The sequence below is a fragment of the Roseateles sp. genome (assembly GCF_044373315.1).
Classification (GTDB): Bacteria; Pseudomonadota; Gammaproteobacteria; order Burkholderiales; family Burkholderiaceae_C; genus JACDQM01.
This window is the reverse complement of the sequence record NZ_JBILQK010000001.1, coordinates 75048-94768: the sequence shown is the minus strand read 5'-3', so window position 1 is coordinate 94768 and position 19721 is coordinate 75048. Positions and strand designations below refer to the sequence as shown.

General features: G+C 67.4%; 14 protein-coding genes. 12 read left to right on the top strand and 2 right to left on the bottom strand.

All coding sequences use genetic code 11. From position 1 onward, the window contains the following. The first annotated feature begins 112 nt into the window (after positions 1-112). The 5 genes from ACIQ67_RS00445 to ACIQ67_RS00425 are packed head-to-tail and all read left to right on the top strand — an operon-like array spanning position 113 to position 6154. The gene (locus tag ACIQ67_RS00445; protein ID WP_397532365.1) at positions 113-655 is read left to right on the top strand and encodes a hypothetical protein; all 543 of its coding nucleotides are present in this window, start codon (positions 113-115) and stop codon (positions 653-655) included. 39 nt (positions 656-694) lie between these two features. After that, complete coding sequence (gene glnL / locus ACIQ67_RS00440) at positions 695-1792, top strand: nitrogen regulation protein NR(II) (RefSeq protein ID WP_397532364.1); 1098 nt, start codon at positions 695-697, stop codon at positions 1790-1792. A gap of 46 nt (positions 1793-1838) precedes the next feature. Next, positions 1839-3314, top strand: coding sequence for a nitrogen regulation protein NR(I) (gene ntrC, locus ACIQ67_RS00435; RefSeq protein WP_397532363.1), 1476 nt, complete (start codon positions 1839-1841; stop codon positions 3312-3314). 52 nt (positions 3315-3366) lie between these two features. After that, positions 3367-5241, top strand: coding sequence for an ABC transporter ATP-binding protein (locus tag ACIQ67_RS00430; RefSeq protein WP_397532362.1), 1875 nt, complete (start codon positions 3367-3369; stop codon positions 5239-5241). Positions 5242-5245: 4 nt separating this feature from the next. Next, complete coding sequence (locus ACIQ67_RS00425; RefSeq protein ID WP_397532361.1) at positions 5246-6154, top strand: diguanylate cyclase domain-containing protein; 909 nt, start codon at positions 5246-5248, stop codon at positions 6152-6154. A gap of 33 nt (positions 6155-6187) precedes the next feature. Here ACIQ67_RS00425 and ACIQ67_RS00420 read toward each other — a convergent pair whose 3' ends face one another. Further along, entirely contained in the window at positions 6188-9028 is a 2841-nt protein-coding gene (locus tag ACIQ67_RS00420; RefSeq protein ID WP_397532360.1) for an ATP-binding protein, read from the bottom strand. A gap of 352 nt (positions 9029-9380) precedes the next feature. Here ACIQ67_RS00420 and ACIQ67_RS00415 point away from each other — a divergent pair, with 352 nt between their 5' ends. The 6 genes from ACIQ67_RS00415 (at position 9381) to ACIQ67_RS00390 (ending at position 18131) form a co-directional block, all read left to right on the top strand. Further along, a complete protein-coding gene (locus ACIQ67_RS00415) occupies positions 9381-10274 on the top strand; it encodes a PEP-CTERM sorting domain-containing protein (protein WP_397532359.1) in 894 nt (297 codons plus the stop codon). Between the two features lie 402 nt (positions 10275-10676). Next, the gene (locus ACIQ67_RS00410; protein WP_397532358.1) at positions 10677-11513 is read left to right on the top strand and encodes a TetR/AcrR family transcriptional regulator; all 837 of its coding nucleotides are present in this window, start codon (positions 10677-10679) and stop codon (positions 11511-11513) included. After that, positions 11510-12967, top strand: coding sequence for a TolC family protein (locus ACIQ67_RS00405; RefSeq protein ID WP_397532357.1), 1458 nt, complete (start codon positions 11510-11512; stop codon positions 12965-12967). The genes ACIQ67_RS00410 and ACIQ67_RS00405 overlap by 4 nt, the downstream gene beginning before the upstream one ends. A gap of 21 nt (positions 12968-12988) precedes the next feature. Next, positions 12989-14149 (top strand): efflux RND transporter periplasmic adaptor subunit, encoded by a 1161-nt coding sequence (locus ACIQ67_RS00400; protein ID WP_397532356.1) that lies wholly within the window; start codon positions 12989-12991, stop codon positions 14147-14149. Between the two features lie 14 nt (positions 14150-14163). Further along, positions 14164-17253: an efflux RND transporter permease subunit gene (locus ACIQ67_RS00395; protein ID WP_397532355.1), complete on the top strand. Its 3090-nt coding sequence runs from the start codon at positions 14164-14166 to the stop codon at positions 17251-17253. Between the two features lie 155 nt (positions 17254-17408). Further along, positions 17409-18131, top strand: coding sequence for a YebC/PmpR family DNA-binding transcriptional regulator (locus tag ACIQ67_RS00390; protein ID WP_397532354.1), 723 nt, complete (start codon positions 17409-17411; stop codon positions 18129-18131). A gap of 6 nt (positions 18132-18137) precedes the next feature. Here the strand turns inward: ACIQ67_RS00390 and ACIQ67_RS00385 are convergent, their stop codons facing one another. Further along, positions 18138-19121 carry an MBL fold metallo-hydrolase gene (locus ACIQ67_RS00385; protein WP_397532353.1) on the bottom strand — a complete coding sequence of 328 codons (984 nt, stop codon included), beginning with the start codon at positions 19119-19121 and terminating at the stop codon, positions 18138-18140. Positions 19122-19178: 57 nt separating this feature from the next. Here ACIQ67_RS00385 and def point away from each other — a divergent pair, with 57 nt between their 5' ends. Next, positions 19179-19715: a peptide deformylase gene (def, locus tag ACIQ67_RS00380; RefSeq protein ID WP_397532352.1), complete on the top strand. Its 537-nt coding sequence runs from the start codon at positions 19179-19181 to the stop codon at positions 19713-19715. Positions 19716-19721 lie beyond the last annotated feature (6 nt).

Genomic DNA, 19721 nt, shown 5'->3' with positions numbered 1-19721 from the left:
TCGGCGGGCAGCATGCGTGCAGCAGAGCGCGCATCGCGGCCCTCCCGCAGCGAGGGACGGCAGCCGCCGTCCCTTCTTTTTTGGCGTCGCCGGTATGGGCCACAATCGCGCCATGCACATCCGACCTGCCGTCCTGATTCTTGGCTTGGCGCTGATTGCCGCGGGCAGCACCGCGTCGGCACAGTCAGTGGTGTATCGCTGCCCTGGGCCGCCGGTGCTGTACACCGATGCGTTGAGTCCGAAGGAGGCCCAGGACAAGGGTTGCCGTTCGATCGAAGGCACGCCCATCACCGTGCTGCAGCCGATGCGTCCGCGGCCGGCAGCTCCAACGTCTGCTGCAGGCGCGGGCGGCGCCACTCAGCCGCCGGCTTCGGCGCCGCGCACGACGGAGGGGCGCAGTGAGGCCCGTGTTGACCCGGCCCAGCAGCGCAGCCGAGACGGCGAGCGCCGCCGCGTGCTGGAGACCGAATTGCGTGAGGCAGAAGAGCGCTTGGCTGCTCTGCAGCGCGACTTCTCGGCCGGTGCCCCCGAACGGCGCGGCGATGAGCGCAACTACCAGCGCTATCTCGACCGCGTGGCCGAGATCAAGGCGGCCATCAGCCGCCAGGAAAATGACATCCAGGCGCTCAAGCGCGAAATCAGCAAGCTGCCCTGACACACCCGCTCGTCGGGTGTGCCATCAGCCCCCGACACCATGAACGACAACGACCCACGCCCGCCGGGCGGAAGCTTTGACGCCTTCGATCTGCTGGCCACCATGGTGGCAGTGGTTCGTCCCGATGGCGACTGCGTGTTTGCCAACACGGCCTTCGAGGATGTGATGCGACTGTCGCGCCGCACGGTGCAGGGTGCCATCCTGAGTGACTGGTTCTCCGACCCGGCACACCTGTCGGACGCAGTGTCTGCCGTCGCGCGCAATACCGTGGCCAGCAGCCGCTTCGACGGCCTTTTGCGGCGCGGCCCGCGGCCGCATGAGGATCTGCTGCCAGTGCAGGTCATCGTCAGCCAGACCGACAGCCCGGAGCTGGTGCTGGTCGAGCTGATCGAGAACGCGCAGCAGGCGCGCCAGGATCGCGAAGAGCGCACGCTGGACCAGGTGCAGGCCACCAAGGAATTGATCCGCAATCTGGCCCACGAGATCAAGAACCCGCTGGGCGGCATCCGCGGCGCGGCGCAGCTGCTGGCGCTGGAGCTTCAGGGCACCGAGCTCGGTCTTGAACTCAACGAGTACACCCAGGTCATCGTGCACGAGGCCGACCGCCTGCAGGTGCTGGTGGACCGCTTGCTGGCACCGCACCGGCGTGCCCAGGTGGTGGGTGACGTCAACATCCACGAGGTCTGCGAGCGGGTGCGCTCGGTGGTGCTGGCGGAGTACCCGCGCGGCCTCAAGATCGAGCGCGACTACGACACCTCGCTGCCTGACTTCCGGGGCGACCGCGAGCAGCTGATCCAGGCCGTGCTCAATATCGCGCAGAACGCGGCCCAGGCCCTGCATGCACAGATCGCCGAAGGCACGGCCGTGATCACCCTGCAGACGCGAGTGGCCCGGCAGGTCACGATCGGCAAGCAGCGCTGGCGCTTGGCACTGGAATTGCATGTGCAGGACAACGGCCCCGGTGTGCCGGCCGAGATCCGAGACCGCATCTTCTACCCCCTGGTTTCAGGGCGAGACGGCGGATCGGGACTTGGCCTGACGCTGGCTCAAACGATTGCGCAACAACACCAAGGCATGATCGATTGCGACAGCGAACCGGGCCGGACAGACTTTCGCATCACCTTGCCCTTGCCCTGAGATCCAGGCGCTGGCATGACCGAAGACCCGCAGGGAAACCAAGCCCATGAAATCCATCTGGATTGTTGACGACGACCACTCGATCCGCTTTGTGCTTGAGAAGGCGCTGGCGCGTGAAGGCCTGCCGGTGCGCAGCTTCAGCAATGCGCGCGACCTGCTTGCCGCGCTCGAGGAGGACAGCCCCCAGGTGCTGGTGTCCGACATCCGCATGCCGGGCGGCTCGGGCCTCGATCTGCTGGCCAAGGTCAAGGAAAAGCTGCCGGGCCTGCCGGTCATCATCATGACGGCCTACTCCGACCTGGACAGCGCCGTCTCGGCCTTCCAGGGCGGCGCCTTTGAATACCTGCCCAAGCCCTTCGACCTGTCGCGCGCCGTCGAGCTGATCCGCCGCGCGCAGGAAGAAAGCCAGCGCGAGGCCGTGGCCGAGGAGGCTGCCGCGCAAGTGCCCGAGATGCTGGGCCAGGCGCCCGCCATGCAGGACGTGTTCCGCGCCATCGGCCGCCTCAGCCAGAGCCATGTCACGGTGCTGATCACCGGCGAGTCCGGCTCGGGCAAGGAACTGGTCGCACGTGCGCTGCACAAGCACAGCCCGCGCGCCGAAGGGCCGTTTGTCGCGATCAACACGGCGGCCATCCCAAAGGACCTGCTTGAAAGCGAGCTGTTCGGCCACGAGCGAGGCGCCTTCACCGGCGCACAGGCCACCCGCCGTGGCCGCTTCGAGCAGGCCGACGGCGGCACCCTGTTCCTGGATGAGATCGGCGACATGCCGCTTGATCTGCAAACGCGGCTGCTGCGCGTCCTTTCGGACGGCCAGTTCTACCGCGTCGGCGGCCACAGCCCACTGCGCGCCAACGTGCGGGTGATCGCCGCCACCCACCAGAACCTGGAAGAGCGGGTGCGCCAAGGCGTGTTCCGCGAGGACTTGTTCCACCGCCTCAATGTGATCCGCTTGCGTCTGCCTGCGCTGCGCGAGCGCCGCGAAGACATTCCGGTGCTTGCTCGCTACTTTTTGCAGCGCAGCGCCACCGAGCTGGGCATCGAGGCCAAGCGCCTGTCGGATGCGGCATTGGCTCGGCTGACGAACTTTGAGTTTCCGGGCAATGTGCGCCAGCTGGAGAACGTCTGCCATTGGCTTAGCGTCATGGCGCCGACCCAGGTGGTGGAGCCCAAGGATCTGCCGCAGGAATTGCTGCAGCAGCCGCTGACCACCACGGCAGCGCCGCAGTCTGCGGCTGCCAGCCTTCCGCCAGGTCTGGGCGAGCTGGCGTCGGCCGCAGCACCAGGGCCGGGCTTCGGCGCCGGTCCTGATGCCTGGGTGGCCGAGATGGCGCGCGAGGCACGCCGCCTGCTGCAGGCCGGCGAGCCCGAGGTCTGGGAAGCGCTGACCCGCCGCTTCGAAGCCAGCCTGATCCTCACCGCGCTGGATGTCACCCGCGGCCGGCGCATCGAGGCGGCGCAGAAGCTGGGCATTGGCCGCAACACCATCACCCGCAAGATCCAGGAGCTGGGGCTGGACGCCTGAGCCCGCAGTTCCTGCCATAACGCTGGCGGCAGTGCTCTGCGACACTGACCGCATGCAAGAAGACACGTCGAAAAACTCCTGGCGCGGCCTGGCCGCGCGTTTTGAGCGCTGGGTTGATCCCTATCCGGACGCTGCATTGGCCGCGCCGCCGGCGCGTTTCTTCGCCTTCCTGTGGCGCTGCAGCGAAGGCCTGCGGCCGCAGCTGCTGCTGGTGACACTGCTGACTGCCGGAATTGCCGCGGCCGAGGCGCTGCTGTTCAGCTTGATGGCGCGGCTGGTCGATTGGCTGGCTGGCATCCAGCCCGCGCAGCTCTGGCAGGAACCGCAGCCCGTGTTGTGGCTGCTGGGCGGCGTGCTGGTGGCCAGCGTGGGGCTGGCGGCTGCGCAAGCGCTGACCAAGTATCAGGCCGTGTTCGGCAACTTCCCGATGCGGCTGCGCTGGCTGTTCCACCGCCGCATGCTGGCGCAAAGCCTGTCCTTCTTCGGCGACGAGTTCGCCGGCCGCATCGCCACCAAGGTGATGCAGACCGCGCTGGCAGTGCGCGACACCTGGCTGATCGTGGTCGACATCCTGGTCTATGTGATCGTCTACTTCGGCACGCTGGTGGCCATCGTTGGCAGCTTCGACCCCTGGTTGATGCTGCCTTTTGCGGTGTGGCTCCTGCTGTATGTGGCGGCGCTGCGTTTCTACGTGCCGCGCCTGGGCAAGGTGGCCGAGAAGCAGGCCGATGCGCGCAGCCTGATGACCGGCCGCATCACCGACGCTTACACGAATATCGCCACCGTCAAGCTGTTCGCGCACAGCCAGCGCGAGGCCGCGCATGCGCGCGGCGCGATGGACGAGTTCATGACGACGGCCTATGCGCAGATGCGACTGGTGACCGGCTTCGAGGTGGTCAACACCTTGCTGTCGGCGCTGCTGGTGGGCTGCACCGCGCTGCTGGCCCTCGTGCTGTGGGGCCAGGGCGCCATCGGCGCCGGTGCCGTGGCGGCAGCCACCGCCATGGCGATGCGCCTGAACGGCATCTCGCATTGGGTGATGTGGGAGATGGCCTCGCTGTTCGAGCACATCGGCACCGTGCAGGACGGGCTTCAGACGCTGGCCAAACCGCAGACTGTGGTGGACGCGCCGGACGCCACCGCGCTGCAGGTGCCGCGCGGCGAGGTCCGCTTCGAGCAGCTGCGCTTCGGCTATGGCGAGGGCAGGGCGGTGATCGACGGGCTGGAGTTGGCCATCCGCCCCGGCGAGAAGATCGGCCTGGTGGGCCGCAGCGGTGCGGGCAAGAGCACGCTGGTGAACCTGCTGCTGCGCTTGCACGATCTGCCGGCCGATGGCGGCCGCATCCTGATCGACGGGCAGGACATTGCGCGGGTGACGCAGGACTCGCTGCGCAGCCACATCGGCATGGTCACGCAGGACACCTCGCTGCTGCACCGCTCGGTGGCGGATAACGTGCTTTATGGTCGTCCCGGCGCCGCGCCGGCCGAGTTGCAGACTGCGGTGGAGCGCGCCCACGCGGCCGAGTTCATTGCCACGCTTTCAGATCCCAAGGGCCGCACCGGCCTGGAGGCGCATGTGGGCGAGCGCGGCGTCAAGCTCAGCGGCGGCCAGCGCCAGCGCATCGCGATTGCGCGCGTGATGCTGAAGGATGCGCCCATCCTGCTGCTGGACGAAGCTACCAGCGCGCTGGACAGCGAGGTGGAGGCGGCGATCCAGCAAAGCCTCTACACGCTGATGGAAGGCAAGACTGTCATTGCCATCGCCCACCGCCTCTCCACCATCGCCGCGCTGGACCGCCTGGTGGTGATGGATGCCGGCCGCATCGTCGAGCAAGGCTCGCATGCCGAACTGCTGGCCGCGGGCGGCATCTATGCGCGGCTGTGGGCGCATCAGAGCGGAGGCTTCCTGGGGCTGGAGGCAGAATAGCTGCATGCAGTTAGGCCCATCCGAATTGGAGAACCTGCCAGCGCTTTTCGAGGCGAGCGAGCAGTTGGTGGCCGTGTTCGATGCGCGCGACCAGTTGCGTTTCGCGAACCGCGCTTTCCGGCTGGCGCTGGGGCTGTCGGCCGCGGAGCTGCCGACCTGGGCAGAGCTGATGCGGCTGGGCTACCGCAGCGGACGGGGCACCCAGGTCTCGACCACTGACTTCGAAGCCTGGCTGGCAGCGGCACAGTCCCGGCGAGGCAAGCTGCCCTTTCGCAGCTTCGAAACCAGCTTGTCGGATGGCCGTTGGTTGCTGATGTGCGAGACCACGTTGGCCAATGGCTGGATGTTGTGCATCGCCAGCGATGTGAGCGGCCTGCACACCGAAGGTCGCGATCTGCGCCAGGAGCGTGATCTGGCGCAGCGCGCCGCCTGGACCGATGAGCTCACCCAGCTGAGCAACCGTCGCTACTGCCTGGAGCGGCTAGACGCCTTGCTGGCGCGTGATCCGGCTGTGCCCCTGAGCCTGGCCGTGCTTGACCTTGACCACTTCAAGCGCATCAACGACAGCTTCGGCCATGACGGGGGTGACCTGGTGCTCCAAGACTTCGCGCATCTGTTGCGGCAGTCGGTGCGCCGCGCCGATATTGCCGCGAGGCTCGGCGGCGAGGAGTTTGTGCTGGTGCTGCCGGATACGCCGCTGCCGGAGGCCGAGCGGGTACTGCAACGGCTCCTGGTCGCAGTGCGCGCCTCGCAGCCGCTGGCGCTGCAGCCCGAGTTTCGTTACAGCTGCTCGGCGGGCCTGGTGCAGGCGGACGACAGGGGCGGTGAAGGGCGCAATGCCTTGCTGTCGCGGGCGGACAGGGCGCTCTACCAAGCCAAGAGCGAAGGCCGCGATCGGCTGATCACGGGCTGAGACCGGTGTGCTTCAAGCGCCTGGGCTGCGGCCTCAGAGCGGCGCGTTGTCAGCCTGCGGCGCGACCCGCGGCAGGAGCAGGGTGAAGCGGGTCCCCTGGCCTGGGGCGCTGCTGACCGTGATGCTGCCGCCCAGCACATTGCGCACGATGTTGTAGCTGATGTGCAGGCCCAGCCCGCTGCCGCCCTGGCCCAGACGGGTGGTGAAAAAGGGCTCGAAGATGCGGTCCAGATGGTCGGCTGCAACGCCGCGACCGTCATCCTCGAAGCTCAGCAGCACATGCGCTGTTCCTTGCGGTTCCGCGCTCAGCCGCATCTGGCCGCCTCGCCTGCCGTCGAAGCCGTGGTGGATGGCGTTGATGACCAGATTGCTGAGCACCTGCCCCAAGGGGCCTGGGTAGCTGTCCAGCGTCAGGCGCTCGTCGATCCGCAGGCTCAAGGCGTGGCCGTCGCGCTCCAGCACAGGCTTCAGCGTCAGTTCCAGTTCCTGGCAAGTTTGCTGCAATGAAAACTCGCGACGGCGTTCCGAGCTCTGGTCCACCGCAAGCTGCTTGAAGCTGCTCACCAGCTCGGCTGCCCTGGCCAGATTCCGCACCAGCAGGTTGCAGGCGCTTTGGGCGCTGCCGCTGAACTGGTCCAGCTGCGATTTGCGCAAGTGACCCTCGTGCAAGGCGGCTGACAGGGCGGCGCTGTCCGATTGCAAGGTGCTGGCCACCAGCAAGCTGTTGCCGATCGGGGTGTTGAGTTCATGTGCCACGCCTGCCACCAGCGCACCCAGCGCCGCGAGCTTCTCGCGCTCGATCAGATCGCGCTGCACGCGCCGCAGTTCCATCAGGGCGGCATGCGTCTGCTGCTGGGCGGCTTCGGTGCGGGTGTAGGCCTGTGCGTTGTCCAGCGCAATCGCTCCGTAGGCGCACAGGGCCTTGAAGATGAATCGCTCCCGGTCGCCATAGGCATTCCGGCGCGGCGACTGGATCGACAGCACCCCCAGCAGTCGGTCGCCTGCCAGCAGCGGGCCGAACAGGAGGCTCTTGGTTTCCAGCGTGCCCGGAATCTGGCGTGGCGCATCGTCGCTCTCATGCTCCAGATTGATCAGCAGTTCCTCACGTTCGCGGGCGCAGCGGGCGAGCACCGAATCGCCGTCCATCGCGAGCGTCTCAGGCGCCAAGGCCTGCCCGTTCTCGAAACCGTAGCTCAGCAGCAACTGGCCGGCGGTCGACTCGCCCTCGGGCTGTTGCGTCAGCATGAAGACCAGGAAGCAGCTGGCGTCCAGCAGCTGGTCCACATGTTTGTTCAGGGTCTCGAAAACGCTTTCAGCCTGCAGGCATGCCGTGATTTCGCGCCCCATCGCCCCCAGACTTTCGAGCGTCGCATTTGCCTCACGCAAGGTCTCGGCGGCCTGGCGGTGCAAGGCTGCCTGGGCCTGAGCCTGCTCCAGCTCGTACTTGACCCGCAGCGCCACCGAGCGCTGCTGAACCGCAGCGGTCTGGCTCTTGCGGTAGGCCTGGTGGGCGGCCAGGCCATGGGCGTACGCTGCCTCGTGCTCACCGGCTGAGGCTTCGGCGGCGGCCAGCTGGTCCAGCAGCTCAGGTGTAGCGGCATAGCCCTTGATGGTGCCTGCCAGCGCCAGCGCCTGCCGCAAGCACTGCAGCGCGTCGTAGTCCGGCATCTGCGCCGCGATTTGCAAGGCCTTCACCTGCCCAAGCACATCGCCCAGGCTCGTGGCCAGCTGCAGTGCAGCCGCTGCCGCTTCGCTGGCGGCAGGCTGCCGCCCCACAGCCAAGAGCGCTGCTGCCTGGCCCAGTAGCGCGATCAGCAGGAGGTCGGCCGACAACTTGACATTGCGCTGTGTCAGCAAGGCTTCAAAGGCCTCGGTGGCGCTGGCGCAGCGGCCATCCGCCAGCTCCAGCTCAGCCAGTTCCACCAGCACTTGGGCTTGTGAACGCGACCCCGGCACTTGTGCCAGTTGCTGGGCGCTCTCCTGCAGGTAGCCGCGTGCCTCTGCGTTGCGCCCCAAGGCCCGCATGGCGCTGCCGAGCTTGAACAGGCACAGCCCCAGGCTGGCTGGCCAGCCCACCTTGCGCCCCAGCACCAGATGCTCTTCATGCAGGGTCAGGGCGGTGTCCAGATCGCCCAGTCGCAGAAACGACTCCGCGGCATTGCTGCCAGACACCAGTGCGAACCTCAGTTGACCCATGTCCAGCCCGAGCTCATAGGCGCGCATGAAGTGCTTGATGGAGGCCGCGGGGTCACCGCTCATCGCGCAGACCAGGCCGCGTGCACTGTCGACCCAGAAGGCCACCGGTAATGGCCAGTCCCGCCCCGCCGGAAAGTCCTGCTGCAGGGCAGCCGCTGCGGCCAGCGGGTCTTCGAACACCGAGCGCGTCAGGCGGCGTGCCTGCAAAGCGTGCAGCCGGTCCGTGTCGGCGGCTGCCTGATAGACCTGCTGTGCGGCATCCATGGCGGCGGCAGCCGGTCCGGCCTGGCCCTTGTCCTCCAGAATCTGCGCGCGCAGCCAGTGTGCGTCGCCCCGGCCCGCCAAGTCCTGGCAGGCCTCGAACAGGGTTTCTGCCTGAATTGCGGTCTGCAAGGCTCGATCGAGCTCGGCCGCCAGAAATTGCAGTTCGGCGCGCACCAGCAGCAGACGTGCTTCCAGGCTCGGGATGGCAGCATTCAGCGTCGCCTCGGGTGCCAGCTCGGCCCGTTCGGCCAGGCGGCGTTCGCCGGACTCCGCCCAGAGGAGTGCCTGCCGGCTGTCGGTCTGGCGCCAATACCAGGCCAGCTCGACCCGTGTCCTCAGCTGATCTAACCCGGTCTTCAGGGGCAGGCTTTGCTCCAGCAAGTCCAACTCGTGCCTGGTCAAAAACAGCTTCATCGACGGCCCCAACATTTTCCCCCCACTGTAGGGCTCGCAAGGAGCGACGGTCAAACACGACTGAACTTGGGTGCTGAAGGGCTGATCGAGCTCCGCTCGCGCGCGTGCCAGGCTGCGGCATGGGGCCTTGCTTCGTGGCGCGCCAGTGTTGAGGCTGGTGCGCTTGTAGGCCCTGGGTCTGGCGGCGGCAGAGGGGCCTGAGCCTGAATCCGTGTCGACTTGCTTTACACCTGGATCCGGCCAAAAACGAATTGTTCCGCTCAATCAATGTGTTACGTCCGCGGCCTGGATATTGCTTGTTCACTTTGGCCATCCAGACATGGCAAACCAACGCAACTCCGGGAGCTGACTGATGACACGCTTGACACAAATGCTTGGCACGGTGGCCACTCTGGCTGCCAGCGCTGGATTCTGTGCTGCCGCCACGGCGGCAACGGTCTACGCCAACGGCGCTGCACCCGGCGATGCATTCACCAACGCGACGGCCATCAACCAGGGGCAGGCGGTGGGGGGCACCGGCTGGTACTACAACAATGTGCGCAACGGCGGCTCGGTTGGCGTCAGCACCAGCTATGCCCGCTCCGGCAACGGATCGGTGGCTTTCTCAGGCACCGCGGGGCCTGGTGGCGCGTCCTACAAGGCGGATGTCGAGTACTTGGCCGGTGGTGTCAGCGTTGGCGGCAACTACTATGCGAGCAGTTCGCTGGGCTTGTTCTCGTCCTTCCTGGGCATGTCGTACGACTGGTACCGCAGCAGTGGCAGCAGCAACAGCCCCGTGCAACATCCGGCGCTGCGCATCTTGCTGGACCGCGATGGCAACCTAGCTACGACGAATGACCGCGGCGGTCTGGTGTTTGAGCGGACCTACAACGTCGCTGGCAGTGCACCGACCGACGCCTGGGTGTCGGACATGGTCGGCGGCAGCAGCAAGCTGTGGAACTTCGGGCTTGGCCTGGGCAAGAATGAGTTCGATATCGATGCCGACGGCACACCCTACGACACCTTGGACGAATGGCAAGACAGCGAACTTCTGCAGAGCGCCGTGATCCTCGGGTTCAGCGCTGGCGTCGGCAGCGGCTGGGGACCTTTCCAGGGTGCGGTCGACAATATCAGCTGGACGATTGGCGAAGTGCGGACCACGTCCAACTTCGAGGTCCAGACCAGCGAGGTGCCGGAGCCTGCCACGCTGGCATTGCTGGGGCTCAGCTTGGCCGCACTGGCCGCGAGCCGTCGCCGCAAGGGCTGACGGAAGTCAGCCCGGCCGCCGCCGGGCTGCGGGTCCTCGGCTGAGCCTATGCCCGCTGGTTAGCTGTTCGAGCAGCTCCGGCGGCTGGGGGCTACCCTTGCGGTTGGCTTGTGCAGGCTGCCCCGCATCAGGAGCTGCAGGGGCTCAATCTCTTCAAGCGGACTGCAGTGTTTGGCCCGCAGCCCTGTCGGCAAAGGCGTCAAGCCTGCCCCGCCCGCCAAGTACAAGAGACACGCGGTGAACCCAAGTCCCTGCTTCGAACGGTGGGTGGCTTCCGCTGATTTGGCCGACGAAGCGCACAAGTCGGCGATTTGAAGCTGCTTTAGCGACTGAATATCACTCGATAGGGATTTCGAGCATTAATCAAGCAAGCGCTTGATTGTTTGTGTACAGTGCGGCGCCATGTCGTCTCACCCCCCGATTTCGTCGCCAGACCAGGCCCCGCCGGCGAGCAGCACGCCAGTTCAGCCCACTGGCGCCAGCAGCTTGGCTGGCAAGCGGCCAGCCAGCCCGGCGGCGCGCGCCGGGCGCCGCAGCAAAGCCAGCGCGGTCGATGGACGCGCGGCGCTGCTTTTGGCGGCTTCGAAGCTGTTCGCCGAGCAAGGGGTCGAATCCACCAGCACCCGGGAAATCTGCACCGCAGCCGGCCTCAACCCAGGGGCGATCCACTACCACTTTGGCGACAAGGAAGGCTTGTACCGAGCCTTGTTGCTGGAGCCGATCGAGGCCATGAGCCATGCCTTTGCGGGTTTCGACACGCCGGGCCTGGGGCTGCGCGAGGCGCTGACGCGCTTGCTTACGCCATTCTTCAGCGCGCCTGAGGCCGTGCCCGAGGCCTCGATCCGCTTGTTCCTCAACGAAACGCTGCGCCCCAGCCCCGTGTTTGCGCAGGCCATGCGCGACGCGATTGCCCCTCACCACCATGCCATGGCCCGCTTCATGGCCCGGCAGATCGGCTGCGAGAGCAACGATCCCTTGGTGCACCAGCTTGTCTATGGCTTGCTGGCTATGGCCCATGACTACTGTATGGGCCGTGCCTTCCAGGACCTGATCACGCCCGGCTGGCTGGATGCGCCAGGCGTGATGGAGGATGTGCGCGACCGGCTGATCGACTGGGCCCTGGCCTTGGTCGAGCTGGAGCGTCAGCGCTGCGTGATTCGCGCCACCCTGGCTGCCGAGCGGCTAGCCGCAGGCTTGCCGACCACCCCTGTTGTTCCCCCCACAAGCGACGCCCCATGAAGCGCATTTCTTCCTTACGCATCTTCACGGCCCTTGCCCTGGTGGCCTTGCTGGGCGCCTGTGCCACGCCGCCCGGCCCGTTGCCTGCCCCTCGTGCGCTGCCGGCTCAGTGGCTGAACACCGCTGCCGCACCGGCGCACAGCTTGGCGCCGCAGTGGTGGCAGGCACTGGGCGACCCCGCCATTGGTGCTTTGGTCGAGCAGGCTTGGAACCAGAGTCCCACCTTGGCTCAGGCGCGTGCGCGGCTGAGCCAGTCACAGGCGCAGCGGCAAGCCAGCCAGGCGGCGCTGTCGCCCAGCCTGACGGCACAGGCCGATGCGATGCGGGGTGCACAGCCGCCCACCTTTGCCGCTCAAACCACGGCGCAATGGGCGCTGCAGGCGCGCTGGGAGCTGGACCTGTTCGGCGCCGCCCGCGCCCAACGCGATGCGGCCGACCAGCGTGCGCAGAGCGCGGCCCTGAGCGTGGACGATGCGCGCACCACTTTGGCGGTGGAGGTGGTGCAGGCTTACCTGGCTTGGCGCCATGCCCAAGGACAGGCTTTGATCGCGGCGCGCGACGTGCAGCTGGCTGAAGCGGCCGCCCGTGCCGATGCCGCGCTGGCGCAGGCCGGCTTGCTGAGTGCGGCGCAGGCGGCCTTGTCGCAAACCGTGGCTGCCAACGCCCGGGTGCAGGCGCAGGCTTGGCAAGAGCAAATGGGCGCTTGGCTGCAAAGCCTTGCGCTGTTGTGTGCCACCGATGCGGCCGAGGTGGCACGCGCCCACAGCGGCCCGCCGCAGCCGCTGCCAGCGGCGCCGGCGCTGGCCGTTACGATGGTGCCGGGCGATTTGCTTTCGCGCCGGCCCGACCTCGCGGCGGCCCACCGGCAATGGCTGGCCGCGGCCTGGGAGGCACGCGGTACGGCGATTGCGCAGTACGCACCGCAGCTCAGCTTCGCAGCCCTGGTCGGACGCAGCCGCTGGGAGGTCCAGCCCAGCAACATCATGGGCTCGGTGTGGAGCTTGGCGCCCAGCCTGAGCTTGCCGGTGTGGGATGCCGGTGCGCGCGCCGCCCAAACCCAGGCCGCCGATGCCGCCGAAGCGCTGGCCCGCGCCAGCTTGGAGGCGCAATGGCGCGGCGCGGTGGCTGAGGTGGAGCAAGCGCTGTTGCGCTGGCAGGCCGCCAGCCAGCGGCGTCAAGAGGCGGAAGCGACGCTGCAGCAGTGGCGGCGCATCGACGAGGCCAGTGCCGCCCAAGCGCGTGCAGGCCTGGTCAGCGGCCAAACCCGCGTGCGAGACGAGCGCAATGCGCTGGCCACCCGCAGCGCCGCGCTGGACGCCGCCCGCGAGCACATCGCCGCGTGGCTGCAATTGGTGCGCGCGATGGGCGGCGGTTGGCAAGACCCTGCCGCAAAGCCGAACGTGACTGCAACCACGAGCGCCACCACGCGCAACGTCCCCCCCATTTCTTCCTGACATCCGGAACCTGCTCTTGCCATGAACACTTCTGTTTCGCGCCTCGCCTTGGCGGCCCTGATGGCCACGGCAGCTGTCGTGGTCCCGACCACGTTTCCCAGCACGGCCTGGGCCAACCAGGCGGCGACCCCCAGCGCGCCCAAGCCCGCGCTGAGCGTGGCGGTGGTCAGTCCGCAGCCACAAACCTGGTCACGGACGCTCAGCGCCACCGGCAGCCTGGCTGCCTGGCGCGAGGTGCAAGTGGGCACTGAGGCCAGCGGTCAGCGCATCGAGCGTGTGCTGGTGGATGTGGGCCAGCGCGTCAGGAAGGGCGAGCTACTGGCCCAGTTGGCCCGCGCCAGCCTGGAGGCCGACTTGGCCGCCACCCGCGCCAGCTTGGCCGAGGCCGAAGCCAGCGCGCAGGAAATCAGCGCCACCGCCGCGCGCACCCTGAGCTTGGCTGGCACCGATGCCGTCAGTGCCAGCCAGCTGGACCAGGCCCGTGCGGCTCAAGCCGGCGCGCTGGCACGCGTGGCCTCGCTCAAGGCACGTGCGCAAGCCGATGAGCTGCGCCTGAGCCACACCCGTGTGGTTGCGCCGGTGGACGGTGTGATCACCCAGCGCGACGCGGTGGAGGGCGCTTTGCCCCAGCCCGGCCAGGCGCTGTTCCAGCTGATCCGCGATGGGCGCCTGGAGTGGCGCGCCGAGGTGCCAGCCGCCGAGCTGGCGCAGGTGAGCCCGGGCCAGCGCGTGCGCATCACGCCGGCAGGGACTGGTTCCATCGAAGGGCGCGTGCGCCTGGTGGCCCCCACGGTGGACCCCGCCACCCGCAACGGGCGCGTGTTGGTGGATGTGCAAGCCAACGGCCAAGCCCGCGCTGGCATGTTTGCGCGCGGCGAGATCGTGCTTGGCGAGGCGCCGGTGCTGACCCTGCCGCAATCGGCCGTGCTCTTGCGCGATGGGTTTGCCTATGTCTTCAAGGTTGAAACAGATGGCAAGGACAGCAAGTCCAGCAAGGTGCGCCAGATCAAGGTGCAGCTGGGCGAGCGCCAGGCCGACCGTGTGGCCGTGCGAAGCGGCGTGGGCGCCGCTGACCGCGTGGTGACGCAAGGCGTGGGCTTCCTGGCCGATGGCGACACGGTGCGCGTGGTGCCCGCTGCGCCTGCGGCTGCGCCCACCGCCACCACCACGGCAGCCCGCTGAACCAAGGACCCGCCATGTTCAATGTGTCTGCCTGGTCGATCCGCCAGCCCATTCCCTCGATCCTGTTCTTCATCATGCTCACGGCCGCGGGGCTTCTGGGCTTCAAGGCGATGAAGGTGCAGCAGTTCCCTGACATTGAGCTGCCCACCATCACGGTTACCGCCAGCTTGCCCGGCACCGCGCCGGCGCAGATGGAAACCGAGGTGGCCCGCAAGCTGGAGAACGCCCTGGCCACGGTGCAGGGCCTGAAGAACCTCTACACCAAGGTGCAAGACGGCGTGGCCACGGTGACGGCCGAGTTCCGCCTGGAGAAACCCACCCAGGAGGCGCTGGATGACGTGCGCGACGCCGTGGCACGCGTGCGCTCGGATTTACCGGCAGACCTGCGCGACCCCGTCATCACCAAGATGAGCCTGAGCGGTTCGCCGATACTGACCTACACGGTGGCGTCCACCAGCATGGACGACGAAGGCCTGAGCTGGTTCGTCGACAACCAAGTCACCAAGCGCATGCTGGCCGTGCGTGGGGTGGGGGCGGTCAGCCGCGTCGGTGGCGTCAGCCGCGAGGTGCGGGTGGCGCTGGACCCCGCCAAGCTGCTGGCACTGAACGTGACTGCGGCCGAGGTGTCGCGCAAGCTGCGCGAGGTGCAGCAGGAAGCCCCGGGCGGCCGCACCCAGCTGGCCGGCGCCGAGCAAAGCGTGCGCACCATCGCCACCGTGGCCAATGCTCAAGAGCTGGCCGCGCTGGAAATTGCACTCAACGACGGCCGCCGCGTGCGCCTCGATCAGGTGGCGACCGTGCAAGACACCGTGGCCGAACAGCGCTCGGGCGCCTTGCTCAATGGCAAGCCCGTGGTGGGCTTTGAGATCACCCGCTCGCGCGGCGCTGGCGAAGTGGACGTGGCCGAGGCTGTGCGCGCTGCCGTTGCGGAACTCAAGACTGCGCACCCTGACATCACAGTCACCGAGGCCTTCAACTTCGTCGACCCCGTGGTCGACAACTTCCACGGCAGCATGGTGCTGTTGCTGGAGGGTGCCTTCCTGGCCGTGGTGGTGGTGTGGTGGTTCCTGCGCGATGCGCGCGCCACCTTCGTGAGTGCGGTGGCCTTGCCGCTGTCGGCCATTCCCACCTTCGCGGTGATGCACTGGATGGGCTTCACGCTCAACACGGTGACGCTGCTGTCGCTGTCGCTGGTCATCGGCATCCTGGTGGACGACGCCATCGTCGAGATCGAAAACATCATGCGCCACCTGCAGCAGGGCAAAACCCCGCTGGAGGCGGCGCGCGAGGCGGCCGACGAGATCGGGCTGGCGGTGATCGCCACCACCTTCACCTTGATCGCGGTGTTCCTGCCCACCGCCTTCATGGCCGGTGTGCCCGGCAAGTTCTTCGTGCAGTTCGGCTGGACGGCGGCCATCGCGGTGTTCTTCAGCCTGGTCGTGGCGCGGATGCTCACCCCCATGATGGCGGCTTATCTGTTGAAGAAGCCGGCCAAGGACCATGGTGAGCCCAAGTGGATGCCCGGCTACCTGCGCCTGGCCCGCTGGTGCCTCACGCACCGCGGCAAGACTTTGGCCATCACCTTCGCTTTCGGCGTTGTGAGCTGCGCGCCGCTACTGATGGGCAAGATCCCCGGCGCATTCATCCCGCCCGATGACCTGAGCCAGACGCAGATCTACATCCAGCTGGAGCCCGGCAGCACCTACAGCCAAACGCTGAAGGTGGCCGAGCAGGCGCGCGAGGCCGTGGCCAGCAACCCGCACGTGAAAATGGTCTACACCGCCGTGGGCGGCGGCGCTGCGGGCGCCGACCCCTTCGCGCCCAGCGGGGCGCCCGAGGCCCGCAAAGCCACGCTGACGCTGAACCTGACGCCGCGGTCAGAGCGTAGCGGCGTCACCAAGCAAGACATTGAGCGCCAGCTGCGCGCCGCCATCGAGGCCATTCCCGGAGCCCGCTTCACGGTCGGCTTTGGGGGCTCGGCAGAGAAATATGTGCTGGTGCTGGCCGGCGAGGATGGCGACGCCCTGGCCGCCCACGGCGCCAAGGTGGAGCGCGAGCTGCGAACCCTGCAAGGCATTGGCCAGGTCACCAGCAGCAGCAGCCTGCAGCGGCCTGAGCTGGTGGTGCGGCCAGATGCTGCCCGCGCGGCTGACCTGGGTGTGAGCACCGCCGCCATTGCCGACACCTTGCGCATCGCCACCGCCGGTGACTACGACCAACTGCTGACGAAGCTCAACCTGGCGCAGCGCCAGGTGCCGGTGGTGGTGAATCTGCCCGATGCCGCGCGCCAGGACCTGGCCCTGCTGGGCCAGCTCACCGTGCCCGGCGCGCGCGGCCCGGTGCCCTTGCACCAGGTGGCCACGCTGGAGATGAGCACCGGCCCGGCCCAGATCGACCGCTACAACCGCGCCCGCAACATCAACTTCGAGATTGAGTTGAACGGCCAGGCCCTGGGCGACGTGCAGCAGCGCGTGACTGCCTTGCCCTCCATCGCCGATCTGCCGCCCGGCATCATCAAGACTGAAATCGGCGATGCCGAGGCCTTCGCCGAACTCAGCACCAGCTTCCTGCTGGCCATGGGCACCGGCGTGGCGTGCATCTACATCGTACTGGTGCTGCTGTTCCACGCGTGGGTGCAGCCGATCACCATCCTGGGGGCACTGGTGCTGTCGGTTCCTGGCGCCATCCTGGCGCTGTTCGTGACGGGCACCGACCTCTCGATGCCCGCCATGATCGGCATGATCATGCTGATGGGCATCGCCACCAAGAACTCGATCCTGCTGGTCGAGTACGCCATCGTCGCCATGCGCGATCAAGGCATGGGACGGCTCGACGCCATCATCGATGCCTGCCACAAGCGCGCCCGTCCCATCGTCATGACCACGCTCGCCATGGGCGCCGGCATGATGCCCATCGCCCTGGGTTTCGGCACCGACCCCAGCTTCCGTGCGCCGATGGCCATCGTGGTGATCGGCGGCCTGATCACCTCCACGTTCCTGAGCTTGCTGGTGATCCCGGTGCTCTACACGCTGGTGGACGACATGATCCAGAAGCTGACGCCGCGCCGCTTCAAGCAGCCCAAGGCCGCTGAGGGGGTCGCCTGAATCGGGGCTCAAGAGGTTCATCCAGGGGAAGCTTGGCCAGCCATCCATTGCCGTTCGCCTGAGCGCCCCCGGCACCAGCCGTCCAGCGCGGGTGTATAAGCCCGGACGTTTCGAACAACGCAACAACGCTTGAGCAAGGAAGAGAAGGAAGTCGTATGGGCGCACAGTGGAAAGCCAAGCACAAGGACATCGCGGCGAATGCCAAGGGCCGGATGTTCACCAAGCTGTCCAAGGAGATCATGCAGGCCGCGCGCAATGGCGCTGACCCTGACATGAATGCACGGCTGCGCATGGTGGTGGAGCAGGCCAAGAAGGCCTCGATGCCGCGCGACACACTGGAGCGCGCCATCAAGAAGGGCGCAGGTCTGCTGGGCGAAGCGGTGAGCTTCGAGCGCGTCACCTACGAGGGCTTCGCGCCGCACCGCGTGGCGGTGATCGTCGAGTGTCTGACCGACAACGTGAACCGCACCGCGTCCGACATGCGCGTGCTGTTCCGCAAAGGTCAGCAGGGCGTCAGTGGCTCGGTCAGCTGGGACTTCGACCATTTGGGCATCATCGAGGCCAGCCCACTGCAGCCGGGCGCCGATGCCGAGCTGGCCGCCATCGAGGCCGGCGCGCAGGACTTCGAGATCCTGGCGCCTGACGAAGACAGCGGCGATGGCGGCGGTGCGCAGTTCTACACCGATGCGGCCGATCTCGACATCGTCTGCCGTGCGCTGCCGGCACAGGGCTTCAGCGTGAATTCGGCCAAGCTCGGCTACCGGCCCAAGAATCCTGCCACGCTGGGCGCGGCCGAGCTGGAGGAAGTGGAAGCCTTTCTCGCCGCCATCGACGCGAACGACGATGTGCAGGAGGTCTACGTGGCGCTGGCGGGCTGAGCGGCTTTACTGCTGCTGCGCCTGCAGCAGCTTGTCCAGCCAGATCTCCAGCCCCTGCGCGTTCAGCTCCACGTCCGAGCCCAGCAGCTCGGCCGCGGCTTCTGGCGTCAGCGCCGGCTGATGCGCGCAGGCTTCCTGCTGGTACAGCAATAACAGGCGCGCTTTCAACGCGGTATGGCGCTCGGCGCCTGCCAGGTCTTTCACAGCCTGCGCGGCATGCACCATCGCGTCGACGAGCTTCAGCAGATAGTCAGCCAGCGCGCGCACCTCATCCGTACTGCGCCCCACGCGGCTGTAGTGCGTCAGGTACATCGCGCGCGGCGATTTCTCCAACAGGCGCGTCACTGAAGCGCGCAGCTCATCGGGCTCGAACTGCACAGGCGTGCTGGTGGGAAACAGCCAGGGCGCGCCGTCCGAGGCGCGCGTGAACTCCGGGTAGGCGATGCCGAAGGTGTCGCCGGTGAACCAGCCGCCGCTGCGCTCGTCCCAGATGCAGTGGTGATGGCGCGCGTGGCCCGGGGTGTCGATCAACAGCAGGGGCCGGCCAGCCAGCTCAATCACCTGGCCGTCGTGGCTGGGCTCTGCGCGCGCTGCGGGCACTGGGACTAGGCGGCCGTAGCTGCGCTGCATTTCTTCTTCGCCATAGACGGCCAGCGCGCCGGCCCAGAGCGCCGTCGGGCTGACCAGATGGCGCAGCCCGCGCGGGTGCGCCAGCACGCGTGCCGTGGGCAACGACTGCACCAGCAAGCCCACGCCACCGGCGTGGTCCAGGTGCACATGGGTGGGGATGACCCAGTCCACCGCCTCGCGCGCGATGCCCAGCGCATCCAGGCTGGTCAGCAGGCGCGGCACGCTGTGGTTGGTGCCAGTGTCGATGAAGGCGGCGCGGCCGGCTTCGGTGATCAGGTAGGCAGCGTCGAAACGATCGCGCTGGAAGCCGGTGTCAATGGCATAGATGCCATCGCCCAGGGCTTGCAGAAAGTCGGGCATCGGGAACAGTCTCCGTACATAGAATGCCCGCCACCATAGCGCAAGGAAGCATCTGACATGGCCGTTCACGAAATTCTGAAGATGGGCGATGCCCGTTTGCTGCGCGTGGCGCAGCCGGTGATCGAGTTCGGCACGCCCGAGCTGCACCAGCTGGTGGCCGATATGTTCGAGACCATGAAGGCCGCGCAGGGCGCTGGTCTGGCGGCGCCGCAGATCGGCGTGGACCTGCGGCTGGTGATCTTCGGCTACGAGCGCATCACCCGCTACCCGGATGCTCCGCCGGTTCCGCCCACGGTGCTGCTGAATCCGGTCATCGAGCCGCTGGGGCCCGAGCAGGAAGACGGCTGGGAAGGCTGTCTGTCGGTTCCAGGCCTGCGCGGCGTGGTGCCGCGCAGCGCGCGCATCCGCTACCGCGGCTTCGATGTCGATGGCCAGCCCATCGAACGCGAGGCCGAAGGCTTCCACGCCCGTGTGGTGCAGCATGAGTGCGACCACCTGGATGGCGTGCTGTATCCGATGCGGGTCAAGGATTTCAGCCGTTTCGGCTTCACCTCGGTGCTGTTTCCCGAACTGGACCCCGCGGCCGACGACTGAAGCCAA

Excerpts from the sequence above, each read along its gene's own strand:
- ACIQ67_RS00405 (WP_397532357.1), top strand. The coding sequence starts at position 11,510 with ATGAAGCGCATTTCTTCCTTACGCATCTTCACGGCCCTTGCCCTGGTG.
- ACIQ67_RS00400 (WP_397532356.1), top strand. The coding sequence starts at position 12,989 with ATGAACACTTCTGTTTCGCGCCTCGCCTTGGCGGCCCTGATGGCCACG.
- ACIQ67_RS00415 (WP_397532359.1), top strand. The coding sequence starts at position 9,381 with ATGACACGCTTGACACAAATGCTTGGCACGGTGGCCACTCTGGCTGCC.
- glnL (WP_397532364.1), top strand. The coding sequence starts at position 695 with ATGAACGACAACGACCCACGCCCGCCGGGCGGAAGCTTTGACGCCTTC.
- ACIQ67_RS00385 (WP_397532353.1), bottom strand. The coding sequence starts at position 19,121 with ATGCCCGACTTTCTGCAAGCCCTGGGCGATGGCATCTATGCCATTGAC.
- ACIQ67_RS00395 (WP_397532355.1), top strand. The coding sequence starts at position 14,164 with ATGTTCAATGTGTCTGCCTGGTCGATCCGCCAGCCCATTCCCTCGATC.
- ntrC (WP_397532363.1), top strand. The coding sequence starts at position 1,839 with ATGAAATCCATCTGGATTGTTGACGACGACCACTCGATCCGCTTTGTG.
- ACIQ67_RS00420 (WP_397532360.1), bottom strand. The coding sequence starts at position 9,028 with ATGAAGCTGTTTTTGACCAGGCACGAGTTGGACTTGCTGGAGCAAAGC.
- ACIQ67_RS00410 (WP_397532358.1), top strand. The coding sequence starts at position 10,677 with ATGTCGTCTCACCCCCCGATTTCGTCGCCAGACCAGGCCCCGCCGGCG.
- ACIQ67_RS00390 (WP_397532354.1), top strand. The coding sequence starts at position 17,409 with ATGGGCGCACAGTGGAAAGCCAAGCACAAGGACATCGCGGCGAATGCC.
- ACIQ67_RS00425 (WP_397532361.1), top strand. The coding sequence starts at position 5,246 with ATGCAGTTAGGCCCATCCGAATTGGAGAACCTGCCAGCGCTTTTCGAG.
- ACIQ67_RS00430 (WP_397532362.1), top strand. The coding sequence starts at position 3,367 with ATGCAAGAAGACACGTCGAAAAACTCCTGGCGCGGCCTGGCCGCGCGT.
- def (WP_397532352.1), top strand. The coding sequence starts at position 19,179 with ATGGCCGTTCACGAAATTCTGAAGATGGGCGATGCCCGTTTGCTGCGC.
- ACIQ67_RS00445 (WP_397532365.1), top strand. The coding sequence starts at position 113 with ATGCACATCCGACCTGCCGTCCTGATTCTTGGCTTGGCGCTGATTGCC.